This is a genomic window from Planctopirus sp. SH287, from assembly GCF_056500625.1.
Genome location: NZ_CM151403.1, coordinates 5,168,025 through 5,180,747 on the forward strand (window position 1 = coordinate 5,168,025; position 12,723 = coordinate 5,180,747).

10 protein-coding genes are annotated in these 12,723 nt (G+C 54.6%); 3 read left to right on the plus strand and 7 right to left on the minus strand.

Features of this window, described 5'->3' with window-relative positions; translation table 11 throughout:
* Positions 1-187: 187 nt before the first annotated feature.
* From SH287x_RS19235 to ald, 3 genes are all read left to right on the plus strand, one after another.
* The gene (locus SH287x_RS19235; protein ID WP_479516016.1) at positions 188-517 is read left to right on the plus strand and encodes a hypothetical protein; all 330 of its coding nucleotides are present in this window, start codon (positions 188-190) and stop codon (positions 515-517) included.
* Between the two features lie 437 nt (positions 518-954).
* On the plus strand, positions 955-2,133 hold the full coding sequence (locus tag SH287x_RS19240) for a type III PLP-dependent enzyme (protein WP_479516017.1): 1,179 nt from the start codon (positions 955-957) through the stop codon (positions 2,131-2,133).
* 320 nt (positions 2,134-2,453) lie between these two features.
* Positions 2,454-3,551 carry an alanine dehydrogenase gene (gene ald, locus SH287x_RS19245; RefSeq protein ID WP_479516018.1) on the plus strand — a complete coding sequence of 366 codons (1,098 nt, stop codon included), beginning with the start codon at positions 2,454-2,456 and terminating at the stop codon, positions 3,549-3,551.
* Between the two features lie 257 nt (positions 3,552-3,808).
* Here ald and SH287x_RS19250 read toward each other — a convergent pair whose 3' ends face one another.
* From SH287x_RS19250 to SH287x_RS19280, 7 genes are all read right to left on the minus strand, one after another.
* Positions 3,809-4,291 carry a hypothetical protein gene (locus tag SH287x_RS19250; protein ID WP_479516019.1) on the minus strand — a complete coding sequence of 161 codons (483 nt, stop codon included), beginning with the start codon at positions 4,289-4,291 and terminating at the stop codon, positions 3,809-3,811.
* Between the two features lie 5 nt (positions 4,292-4,296).
* Positions 4,297-5,961 carry an NADH-quinone oxidoreductase subunit N gene (locus SH287x_RS19255; RefSeq protein ID WP_479516020.1) on the minus strand — a complete coding sequence of 555 codons (1,665 nt, stop codon included), beginning with the start codon at positions 5,959-5,961 and terminating at the stop codon, positions 4,297-4,299.
* Between the two features lie 64 nt (positions 5,962-6,025).
* Positions 6,026-7,687: a complex I subunit 4 family protein gene (locus SH287x_RS19260; RefSeq protein ID WP_479516022.1), complete on the minus strand. Its 1,662-nt coding sequence runs from the start codon at positions 7,685-7,687 to the stop codon at positions 6,026-6,028.
* 71 nt (positions 7,688-7,758) lie between these two features.
* Positions 7,759-10,017, minus strand: a complete 2,259-nt coding sequence (locus tag SH287x_RS19265) for an NADH-quinone oxidoreductase subunit 5 family protein (RefSeq protein WP_479516023.1) — start codon at positions 10,015-10,017, stop codon at positions 7,759-7,761.
* A 32-nt stretch (positions 10,018-10,049) separates the two neighbouring features.
* Positions 10,050-10,352 (minus strand): NADH-quinone oxidoreductase subunit NuoK, encoded by a 303-nt coding sequence (gene nuoK / locus SH287x_RS19270; protein WP_479516024.1) that lies wholly within the window; start codon positions 10,350-10,352, stop codon positions 10,050-10,052.
* Positions 10,349-11,191 carry an NADH-quinone oxidoreductase subunit J family protein gene (locus tag SH287x_RS19275; RefSeq protein WP_479516025.1) on the minus strand — a complete coding sequence of 281 codons (843 nt, stop codon included), beginning with the start codon at positions 11,189-11,191 and terminating at the stop codon, positions 10,349-10,351. The genes nuoK and SH287x_RS19275 overlap by 4 nt, the downstream gene beginning before the upstream one ends.
* Complete coding sequence (locus SH287x_RS19280) at positions 11,188-12,558, minus strand: complex I subunit 1/NuoH family protein (protein WP_479516026.1); 1,371 nt, start codon at positions 12,556-12,558, stop codon at positions 11,188-11,190. Before SH287x_RS19280 ends, SH287x_RS19275 begins: the two co-directional genes overlap by 4 nt.
* Positions 12,559-12,723 lie beyond the last annotated feature (165 nt).

Consider the following 12,723-nt stretch of genomic DNA (forward strand, 5'->3'; position numbering starts at 1 on the left):
GGATTGTCAATGGATTGGAAGCATTGAATCGGCAGAAAATGACGGATTATTGGGCGGAGATCGAGTTTTGTGACCGATTTTTGCCGCTATGTGAAAAATTGGGCGGGTTTATCTTGGCTACGATGGGTTTCGTTCGTATTATCCCGCAGTCCTGAGTCTCAATGATATCGAGGGGTTTTCCCGCAATATGCCTGACGTCCTTCTCCAACACCGCCCTGCCTTGCTGGCAACTCCGCTGAGTTTTGCGGAGTCCGGGATCGGTCTTGGCGGACTGCGACGTTGGCTGTCGGCGATGAATGCCCGATTCTTTTCCGGAAAGCTCTCGGTGGATACCCGCCGTCGAGCTTCTGCGATCCGTCACGATGCCTCGATCCGGTCGTTGGCACTGACCAGCCAGGTTGTGATGACTTTGGCTAATGGAGTTTGCAAACGCACCCGCCTTTCCACCTGCATTCACGCATTGCGGCTGGATGGTTCGTTGTGCCTTTTGAGTCGAACACCGCTTCTTAAGCGATGATAGCGCTGCCCGCAGCCGGCGGGGGTAAACAAACGGTCGCTGCAGTGAGTTCTCTCGCAGACGGCGTTTCTTGACTGGGTTGGCCAGTTGTCTCTGAAAATGATTCCGCAACGTCTTAAGACTTGTGTAGTGATATTCTGAGTCGACATTAGCTCCCCCAGCAACCAGACAGTTCCTCTCTTTCAGATTTCTTCGGGTTTGTTCTGGCCTGAAGCTTCTGAAATGTCCCACAGCAGGTTCGCCTGAGGGTGTGACGGAGCAGGACGACGGTGAATTTCCAGCTTCGCAGAAATCCTGAAGTACGGGACGAATGTGAAAGTCAGGGGATTCAGAAAAGCCGGTCACACACCGCATCTGATTGTCTGTGACTTAATGTTTCGCCTTCTCTCGAAAGTCCCACCCGGCCGCTGGTTGCCGCTGATTGCTGGAGCGTTCTCATGGCTGCTATTCTTGATGACCGTATCGCCTCCGCCGTTACTTACCGTTCCGCAGAACCTGTCGTCACGTTTGAGCAGGCCAAAGAACTGGCTGAAGAATACGGCACGCCTCTGATGTGCGTCTCACGTTCCATCGTGGCTCGCAATTACGAAATTCTTCAGGCTGGCCTCCCAGGCGTAGAACTCTTCTACGCCGCCAAGAGCAACCCAGATCTGACAATCCTCCGCACGCTGAAGAAACTCGGCGGCTCGATCGATATCTGCTCGGTTGGTGAACTGAAAGCGGCTCTGCAGGCCGGCTTTACTCCCGATCAGATGCTGCATACACACCCTTGCAAGACTCCAGACAACCTGCTGACCAGCTATGAAGCAGGCGTCCGCCTGTTTGTCTACGACAACGCCACCGAACTGAAGAAGATCCATCGCCTCACGCCAGATGTCGGACTTCTGCTGCGAGTGGCCATGTCGTCGGCTTCAAGCATGATTAACCTGTCGGCAAAGTTCGGCTGTGCTCCGTCAGAAGCCGTTGAACTGCTCCGTCAGGCCAAAGAGTTGGGTCTCAACGTTCGTGGTATCTCGTTCCACGTGGGTTCGCAGACTCTCGAACCTGGTGATTACGATCGCGCACTAGGCAAGGTTCGCCAGATTTTTGATGATGCTGCTTGCGAAGGGATCGACCTGGAGATCCTCGATATCGGTGGCGGGATGCCTGCTCCTTATCGTGAGGCGATCATCAGCCTCGAAGCCTACTGCGACATTGTCCGTCAGTCATTGGAACTTCACTTCGGTGATCTTCCCGTCCGTGTCATTGCAGAACCTGGCCGCGTGATCTCGGCTGACACCCAGACGTTGATCACCAGCGTGATTGGTAAGTCGGTTCGCCCGAACGGTTCAACACAGTACATCATCGATGATGGCCTGTATGGTTCGTTTTCAGGCAAGATTTACGATCACACTGACTTCACGCTGATGGCTCAAAACCATATGGATCGCGCCTGTTTCCCTTGCGTGGTGGCTGGCCCAACTTGTGACTCCACCGACGTTGTCAGTCGCGATCAGGAATTGCCAAACCTCGAAATCGGCGAACTGCTGATCGTTCCTTCGATGGGTTCTTACACGAACGCCAGCGGTTCGACCTTCAATGGTCTTGACCTCGTGAAGGCCATTGGCGTTGAATAATCACTAAAAGCACAGATTAATGGTGTTCTCTTCCAGGGTGCCGTTGATCAGTGCCAGGATTAAAACGTCTCTACAGCCGCCTGCGGGATTGTCCGTAGGCGGCTGTTTCGTTGAAATCATCACCAGATGAGGTTGGTACTCCCCGCTGGTCAGAATCGCACTCTCATCAAATTGTGGTCTCACAATCATGCCCTTTGATGGACAAATGCCTTTTCAAACGAACAATAGACTTTACACCAAGAGATTGCTTCCCGGATTATGTCTGACAGCGTCGTTGCCCTTCTCAACAAACTTTATGTTATGTCGTCGGAGATCTTCACATGCGGATTGGTGTGCCTAAGGAAGTCAAAGTTGATGAATACCGAGTGGCGATGCTTCCTGTTGGGGCTGAAGAACTGACGCGAAGTGGGCACACGGTTTTGATTGAAGCCGGCGCTGGCGTGGGGAGTGGCATTTCTGACGAAGAGTACGCTGAAGCGGGTGCGATTCTCTGTTCAGCTTCTGATGTCTGGGGCCAGGCCGATTTGATTGTGAAGGTGAAGGAGCCACAAGCGAGTGAATGGCCGCTGATGCGGGCGGGGCAGGCCATTTTCACTTACTTCCATTTTGCGGCCAGCGAGCCATTGACAAAAAGTCTGATCGAGTCGGGCGCGACGGCCATTGCTTATGAAACGTTGCGTGGGCCATTGGGTGATCTTCCCCTGCTGACACCCATGAGCGAGATTGCGGGCCGCATGAGTATTCAGGAAGGGGCGAAGTACCTTGAGCGTCCTCAGTTGGGACGAGGCATTCTGCTAGCCGGCGTCCCTGGTGTGGCCCCTGCTCATATCGCCATTCTGGGCGGTGGCGTTGTGGGGAAAAATGCGGCCCGGATCGCGGCCGGCTTTCAGGCCGACGTGGTCATTCTTGATATCAACGTGGATCGCTTGCGATACCTTGAAGACATCATGCCCCCCAACGTCAATACGCTCTTCAGTGATCGACACAATATCCGTCAGCAGTTAAAGCTGGCTGATCTGGTGATTGGTGCTGTGCTTGTGGAAGGTGCTCGCGCGCCGAACCTTGTTTCTCGTGAAGATCTGAAATACATGAAGCACGGAGCCGTGATCATTGATGTTGCCGTTGATCAGGGAGGCTGCGTCGAGACCACTCGTCCCACCACTCATTCAGACCCCACTTATGTCGTGGATGGGATTGTCCATTACTGTGTGACCAACATGCCAGGTGCTGTGGGCAGAACCAGTACCTATGCACTGTGCAATGTGACCCTGCCCTATGTTCTTAAACTGGCGCGCGAAGGCGTGATTCCTGCTTGTAAGTCCCATGCAGGCTTAGCGAGCGCTGTTAACATTCATGCAGGTAAAGTGACTAACGCCGCAGTTGCCAGGACGTTTGGTCTTCCGGCTGCTGAACTATAAAAGCTCTAACAAAACCTCTGGTGCTATCTATATGCTAGCAAACTGATTGATACGCGTTTCAGAAATCGACGGCGTGTTGAGAGATGCGTGTGCTATGCTTGCTCAAAGCCGCAAGCATAGCACACAAAGCGCCGTGAAATCCTGGAGTCTGTATCATGTGGGTTTTGATTTCAATGAGTTGGTGCATTCGCTTCATGCACCCTGCGTAATTCACCCTACGTAACTATGTAACTGAAGCTGTTTGTCAGTCCTGTTGATCAGGATTGCTTTGGCTTTGGCATTGGAATGTCGAGATGCCGGGGCGTAAGAAAACGCTCCATCTCCTGAAGAATCAGGGCTTCGCCCGCTGCGATTTTTATCAGCAATGGCAGAGCCTGTTCATCATCATGTAATTCATGAGCCGCATGCTGAGCCTCGTCGGCTCGCAATTGCTGGTCTTCCACGAGTGGTGTCAGCAGGTGGTTGATTGAGACATAATGATGTGTGGCGAATTCAATAGGGAACGCACTATCGACGGCAACGAATCGCCGCTCGGTCAATAAATCCAGCAGTTCCTCAGCATGCGATTTCTGACGATCGGCCAGCAAACGTAATTCGGCCCAAACCCCCTGTGACTCTTCAGGAATATAGGGAGAGGTGAATTCCAGATACTGGAGGAAGCTTCGGTTCAAGCGAATGGCCAACTCACTCAGCCGCCGGTTATGCAATATTTGCAAATGATGATTTCGAGAGGGTGACATCAGGGTTATGTCTCTTCCATCCAGAGTGACATGGCCGCCCCGCGTGCCAATTGGCTCATCCCCGAAACATCAATCCCTAGCGAGAGCACAGGAATCGTGATCGCCAGCAGGAATAGCGCCGCCATTGACATGGCCGGGATATGGATGGGAGGAACTCCTTCGGCACGTTTTTCAAAAAACATGGCTTTGAACAGCTTCAGATAGACCAGCAAACTGAGCAGCGTATTAAAAGCCCCCACCACCATGACCGCATACATGATGGGCAGTTGAGAACCGGCTTCGTACAAGCTGGCAAAGACCATCAGTTTGGCGACAAACCCGCCGAGTGGAGGCAGACCAATGAGACTGGCCAGACACAGACCCATCGAGACTGCGACTAAAGGAGATTGCAGGGCCAACCCACGGAAATCTTCGACCGACTCACCCAGTGTCTGATTGCGAACCAGAATAATGCAGGTGAAAACACCCAGATTCATAAACAGTGTCACAGCCAGATAATAGAGCATCGCTTCGACGGCCCGAATGCTCACGGAAGTCGAGGCGAGGTCTCCGGCTGCGACAGAAACGGCCACAGCGTCTCCGGTCGCGGTCACTTGCGGGGGGATTGCAAAAGCCGGGATCGCCAGAATTGCTACGGGCATGAGCAGGTAACCTGCATGAGCGATGGTGGAGTAGGCCATCAGTCGTTTGACGTTGGTTTGCCCAAAGGCGGCGAGATTTCCAAAGGTCACCGTGACGGCAGCCACGACCCCCAGCCCGCTTGCCAGAAGGTTCCAGAAGTCGCTCAGTTGACCGCCAGAGACCAGCCCAAGGATCAGCCTGACCAGCAGACCCAATGTCGCTCCTTTGGAGGCCACCGACAGGAAGGCACCCACTTCGGCAGCGGCCCCATGAAAGACATCCGGGCACCAGAAGTGAAACGGCACCAGCGAGAGTTTGAACGCCATCCCGGCGAAGACCATCACCAGCGCCAGCAGCAATGTTCGAAGGAGAGGATTCGCCAGTGTGGCTCCATCGATGGCAATGGCGGCTTCGAGCCGGGAACCCAGCAAGGCCATGTCCCCCGTCCCGGCGATTCCGCAGATCAGCGTCATTCCAAAGAGAAGCAAACCAGCGGATGCCGAGCCAAAAATGACAAATTTCAAAGCCGCTTCGCTCGACTGACGACGTCCTTTCAGAAAGCCGGCCAGGACATATCCAGGAACGCTCGACATCTCCAAAGCCAGAAAGACCAGCAGCAGATGCTGGGCTGTGGTCATGAGCATCAGTCCGACCACAGCACCAAGGAGGAGCGTGTAAAAATCAGGGCTGTCTTCGCGATCAGGGATGCCGCCAATGGAGGTGAGGACAATCTGCAGAACGAGAAACAGCAGGAGATAAACGCGCAGAAAGAGCGCAAAGCGGTCGAGACGAACCATTCCCGTAAAAAGAATTTCGACAGACTGGCCCGTGGCAAGATTCTGCTGCAATTGCCAGCCAGACCAGACCAGAGCCAGCAGCACTCCGGTGAACGCGACCGCCGATGTGGGGAAAAATCTTTCGGTATTCAGCAACCGGCCCAGCAACGCCATCACGATCGTCACGCAGACAATCAGCTCAGGGGCAAGCAGCGCGACAGAGCGGCCTGTTCCATTCGCCAGAAAGTCAGCAAAAAGATCCGCAAGTGTCATTGAAGCAGCCGGGGAATAGTGATTGAGGAGGAACAGTGATTCAACAAGGATAAGTCAGGCGACTTTATGGGGTTTCTAGCGCATTGGTTTCAATGTCCAGAGACAGGTTTTGCAGCCGTTCCTGGCTTCCGCTGATTTGCTCGACGAGTTGCCGGGAAGCCGGTTCGATGACGTTCAGTGCGATGGCGGGATAGATTCCCAGACCGATGGCGAAGGCGGCGAGAATGTAACCAATGAGGAATTCGCGGGAAGTCACGGGGGTCAGCTTCTCGGGATTTGGCCCGGTGTACTCGGCTCCCAGATAAACCCGCTGGAGTGTCCATAAGACATATCCCGCGGTGAGAATCATGCCGAGTGCTCCTCCCACAGAAAAGAGCCAATCGACATTCCAGACCGAGAAGATAGAGAAGACTTCGCCGATAAACCCACTCAGACCAGGCAGGCCCAGACCCGCGAAGAACAGCGCTGCCGCTAATCCCGAGAAGTGAGGTTGCAGCGAGGCCAGCCCACCAAATTGACGCAAATCGCGGTGCTTGACGCGGTCGTAAAGCACGCCCACCACAAAGAACATGCCAGCGGAAACCACCCCGTGTGAGACCATCTGGAACATGGCGGCGCTGAGGCCCATGATGGCGAAGTCTGGCTTTTGAATCACGCCGGTCAGTTCATGAAAACGAAACGCGCCCAATCCCATCAGCACATAACCCATGTGACTGACAGAGCTATAGGCGACCAGCCGCTTGAAGTCGGTTTGTGCCAGAGCGGCCAACGCGCCATACAGCACACAGATGACTCCCAGCGCCACGATCAGCCAGGCACATTGAGCAAATCCCAACGGGCAGATCGGAATGGCGATTCTCAAAAAGCCATAGCCGCCGAGCTTCAGCAGAATTCCCGCCAGAATCATGCTGACAGGCGTGGGAGCTTCAACGTGGGCATCAGGAAGCCAGGTATGCAACGGGATGGCGGGCAGCTTGATGGCAAAAGCGATGAAAAGCAGCACAAAGGCGCCGAGTTGCAGGTTTCCGTCCCAGATCGCCAAAGACTGGGCCAACCGGTCGATACCAGGGCGGCCCTGCCCCAGGCGGGCCAGTTCCAGCAGATCAAAGGAGCCGTTGGAACCGGAATAGAGCATGAGCATGGCGATCAGCAGGCAGATCCCGCCGCCGAGCGTATACAGGAAGAATTTGATTGCCGCATATTCTTTACGTGGGCCGCCCCACAAGCCGATGAGGAAGTACATCGGCAGAAGCATGACTTCCCACATCACAAAGAAGAGGAAGAAGTCGAGTGCAAAGAAGACTCCCATCACGCCCGTTTCGAGCAGCAACATCAGGAACAGAAAACCTCGCGGTTGCACGTCGATTTTCCACGAGGCCACCAGTGCCAGCACGAAGATCAACGCGGTCAGTAGGATTAACGGCAGGCTGAAGCCATCCACACCCACTGCATAGTTCACATTCCACGTGGGAATCCAGGAATGCGTCATTCCCAGAAGGATATCCATGCGGCGGGATGTGCGTTCGATAGCTCCGGGAGCTTCGGCAATATAACCCAGGGCGACTCCTGCCAGCTGTCCTGTGATAAACAGTTCAGCCAATGTTCCTGTCAGCGCGTACCACCTCATTCCGGTCACTGCACGGGCCGGAAAAAGGAACAGTCCCAACCCCCAGAGAACGGGCAGGAAGATGGCACAGCTCAGCAGAAATTGTGGATCGGCAAGCATCAGAGCGACAGACATTCACAAAGAGAGCGGAACTTCAAAGGCAACCAAATTCAACAGTGAGATTTTCCCGGCTAACGGCCACCCGGCATCCAGGCAAACAATAGCAGAAAGAGCATCACTACAGCGGCAGCAGCCAGTATCACGTATTGGCGGATATGCCCCGTCTGAGCCTTTCTTAATGACAGACCTGAACTCCAGACACTATGCCCGAAACCGTCGACCAGTTTGTCGATGACGCCTTCATCGCACCAGCGGCTCCAGGCAGAAACTCGCACCATCAACCCAGCCGTGGCATCAACCAGAGGGTCAATGATCAATTGATCCCATCGACTGACAAACTCTGCCAAAACCAAAACGGGATGAACAATAAACATCTTATAAAGGCGGTCGAAATACCAGCGGGCTGTTGCCGGATGGGTGATGACACCAAACTGGCGAGTGAGATCTTTTGAGGAAATCCAGCGTTGCCCATAGACCGCCCAAGCGACCAGTGCACCCAGCCAGGCGGCTGTCAAAGTCATGGCCCCTGCTGTCGTGTGGATTTCATGCCGGGCATGAGCATCGGCCCATTGCACCGGGAATGTCTGGCCTGCCGGGCCTTGAGTGAAGTCAGGAACCACGCTTCCGCCGGCTTCCACAAGACGGGCAAGAAATCCGGATTCGCCTCCTAAAGCTGCCACGGCGGAAAGGAACGCCAGAACCACCAAAGGGAGAATCATCGGCCAGGGGCCTTCATGGATCGTGCGATCCAACAGATGTTCGGGAGTCTCACTGGCAAAGAGTCTGAGCCAGAGCCGCAGACTGTAAGCCGCTGTCAGGCAAGCCCCCAGAATCACGGCTATCAAGAGCAGCAGATGCTGTGGATTCTTCAAAACAAAGGCCATCGTTCCGGCCACAATGGCATCCTTTGAGTGGAAGCCGGAAAAGCCCAGGCTTTCACCAAAAATTGTGACATAAGGAACCGCCAGCCCCGACAGTGCGAGGACACCGATCAGCATCGTGAAGGCGGTTACGGGGAGCCGGGCACGCAGTCCACCCAGTCGTTCCAGATCCTGTTCATGATGGACGGCATAAATCACACTGCCAGCCCCTAAAAACAACAGTGATTTGAAGAAGGCATGCGTGACCAGATGGAATAGCGAGGCTTCCCAGGCACCGACACCAATCCCCAGCATCATCATGCCTAACTGGCTGATGGTGGAGTGAGCGAGAACCTGCTTCAAGTCACGAGCGACCAGCGCCATGCTGGCTCCCAGCAACAGCGTTGCCACGCCGGTATAAGCCAGAATCATCAAGGCTTCGGGCAAGAGGAGCGGCACTACGCGGCCTGCCAGATAAACACCAGCCGCCACCATCGTTGCGGAATGAACCAGCGCAGAAACCGGGGTCGGCCCTTCCATCGCATCCACCAGCCAGGTATGCAGTGGGAATTGTGCACTCTTCCCCAGACAGCCTGCCAATAAGCCCAGACCAGCGGCGACAAGCAGCCCATAACTGACTGGGGTACTCTGGTCATTAATGCTATCACCCGTACCCATCGGTAAGGTTGTCGCCGCCTCGACAGCCTTCGAGAAAGCTTCAGGAAGCGATGGAGATTCTGTCGGAGAGAACAGAAGAAGTGTCCCGCAGGTCGAGGCGAGGATCGTCATTCCCAGCACGAAACCGACATCACCCACGCGATTCATCAAAAAGGCTTTGAACGATGCCTGACGGGCCGTCCAGCGTTCGTGATAGAAGCCAATCAACAGATAGCTCGAACAACCAACCAGCTCCCAGAAAATGAAAATCTGGAGCAGCCCATGAGCAAATACGATCCCCAGCATCGAGAAGGTGAACAGGCCGAGTGCTGCATAAAAATGGGCAAACCGACCGGGACGTTCCAGTGGTTCGCCATTGGGTTGGTGGAGATGATGATCGAGATAACATTCCGTGCGTTCATCCGCCAGATAGATCAGCGAATAGAGGTGGACGGCGGTGGAAATCATCGTCACCAGGACAAACATCACGATTGTCAAAGAATCGATCGCATAGCCCAGCGTGAACTTCAACGAACCAAAAGCGGCCAGCGTGTACCAGTCGCCGACCAATCGTCGATGACTTTCCTCAACATGTTCAACCGGAACATTTCCAACCGTTGCCGACGAGAGCCAGACGATGGCCGCCAGACTGGCCAAGACGAACGCTGCCGCCACGCATCCCAGCCCCACCATTCCCGGCAAAGCGGAAAGTCGACTGACCCGCAGGCGCAACAACGAAATCAGCACTGCACCACCTAAGGGGAGCAGAAACGCAGTTGTCAGGCAGAGCAGTATCAGCGAATCAGAGGTCACAGTCGTCCAAGTAAATGAGAGCGTTTCAACGTCTATCGCTTCAGTTCGTCACCGCGATCAACGTCGACTGTCAGGAAGTTGTTGTAATAGTTAAGAGCGATCGCGAGTGCCACAGCCGCTTCGGCGGCGGCAATCACAATCACAAACAAAGCAAAGATCTGGCCGTCAATTCCCAGGGGGGTGTATCGGGCAAAGGCGACCAGATTAAGGCATGCCGAGTTCAAAATCAGTTCCACACCCATCAGCACGCCCAGCGCATGCCGTTTGGTCATCATACAGGTCAGGCCCGCCGCAAAAAGGACGGCAGCGACCGTGAGGTAGGCTCCTAAAGTCATTGGCCCCCCTCCTGCCTGAAGGTGTCTGAAGTGTCTGACGACAAGGCCGAAAATCCGCTTCCCGAGACCAGATTTTCCGACAAGTCGCGATGAGCCTGGCCAGAAGGCTGGCGTTGATCCACATTCCGGGCAGAGTCAGCGTCCCAGGCGATGGGGCCTTCATTCAACGTCAGTCCCGCCATTGGAAGGTTGTGTTGAAGATCGTGAGACAACCCTGAGTGGCCCCGGTTTCGCGATGCCACATGCCGCTTGGCACGGGCCAGATAAGCCGCACCGATCAACACGACCAGCAGATGAACGGAAATGATTTCAAATGGGAGCAGGTAGCCTGTTCCTAACGTTAATTCCCCCTGATCATCAAACCGTGGGCGAAAGCCGATCATGGCGCTTCCCAGCGCATGACCGGTGTCGCCCAGTCGGCCTGATCCAGCCACCGGTGATTGGTCTGACGTGGTGGCCAGCTCTCCCTTGAGTTGGTTGCTGTTGAGTTTCTCCCAGTCAACAGATCCTACGGTAAACATCAATAAGGCCAAAATGGCCAGTGAGAGCGAGACGGCCAGGATGGTTTCGCCTCCTTGAGGCGTCAGTTTTTGGCGTCTGCCTCCTGCGGTCAACATCACGCCGAACACGAGAATCACGACGGTTCCGCCGAGATAAACCAGCAATTGAGCCGCTGCCAGAAAATCGGCATGGAGCAGAAAGAACAGACCAGAAGCCGAAGCGACGGAAACCATCAGCCAGAAGGCCATGCGAACGATATTTGACGTGATGGCCACCATGATCGCACCCAGGCAGGTGGTGGTGGCAAAGACTCCAAAAAGGAATTGCAGAACAGTCATGGCCCCACCTCCTCAAGACGAGGCGATACGGGCCTTTCCGGCGATGCCACGGTGGCTGTCACTGCGGGGATTTTTTCGATAGCCGAGTTATCAGTGGGTGAGTTTACAGCAGATGAGTTCTCAGCCTGCTCTGGAACCGGTTTTCCCAGGCGTGAGGCTGCATGAAAAATGCGGTCGCCAACGGGTTCACCAAACAGTAGTGGTCGCCCCGTGAGAGATGCCAGCGTCAGTGGCCAGAGAGAAGCTCCCAGGAACAACGCGCAACTGATCGGGATTAAGTATTTCAGACAGGTTGTCATCACCTGATCGATGCGCAATCGGGGAAGTGTCCATCGCACCCAGATCTGAACGGTCACCAGCAAGCTGGATTTCACAAGGAAAATGACCGTTCCCAACAGATTGATCAGATAGTTCCCGAGTGAGAAACCATTGACAGGAAAATTCTGTCCCCAGGATCGCAGTGGTTCGAGCAAAGTCTCCAGCCCTGTCCCGCTCCACCAGCCACCCAGAAAGAGCAGCACAGCCACACAACTGACGGCCAGCATGCTGGCATATTCAGCCAGAAAGAAATACGACCAGCGCAGCCCGCTGTATTCCGTATGAAAACCCGCCACCAGCTCACTTTCGGCTTCGGCCAAATCAAACGGTGCCCGTTTCACACTGGCAATGGCCACCGTGAAATAGGCAAAGAAAGCCAGAAATGTGAATGGGTCATGGAATATCAGCCAGTTCGTCAGGAAGAACCCCGCCTGAATCTCGGCAATCGTCTGAAAATTCAGTGACCCGGCCACCATCACAGGGATAAGAGCACAGAGCGCCAGCGGGATTTCATAGCTGACCATCTGAGCCGCTTCCCGCATGGAGCCGAACAAGGCCCATTTAGAACCGCTTGACCACCCCGCAAGAATAATCCCCAAGACTTCCAATGAGATGATGGCCAGCGCCAGAAAGACGCTCGATTCAATAACGACAGCCGCCCACCCCCGCGAAAAAGGGAGCACCATAAACACCGTAAAGGAAGCGACCAGAGCCAGATAAGGGGCTAATCGAAACAACCAGCGGTCAGCGGCAGCCGGTGCCAGATCCTCTTTTTGGATCAGCTTGATGCCGTCGGCGACCGATTGCAGCCAACCGAATTTCCCCCCGACACGAGTCGGCCCCAGACGATCCTGAATTCGCCCGGAAACCTTGCGTTCCAACCAGATGAAAAACGCGGGGGAGACAGCAAACACGTGGAACACTAAGACCGTGTGGATCAGAACGGCCAGAAAGAAGCCCAAAGACTCACCGGCATAGCCTGACAGGAACTGCTCCAGCGTCAATCCTGTTGCCAGCATGGCGATCATACCCAACCCAAATGATGACACGAATAAACAGTCTGAAGTGAACGGTCGCCTTCCCTTACCGGACGATGTCTGGCCTGAGGTGGTTCCCTGTCTCTTGATGATAAAGAGCGGGAATTGCCAATGAGGTTCAGTGCTTGAACGCAACCTGTTACTGACAAGCGAGTTCAAGCTGAGGCGAATATGACA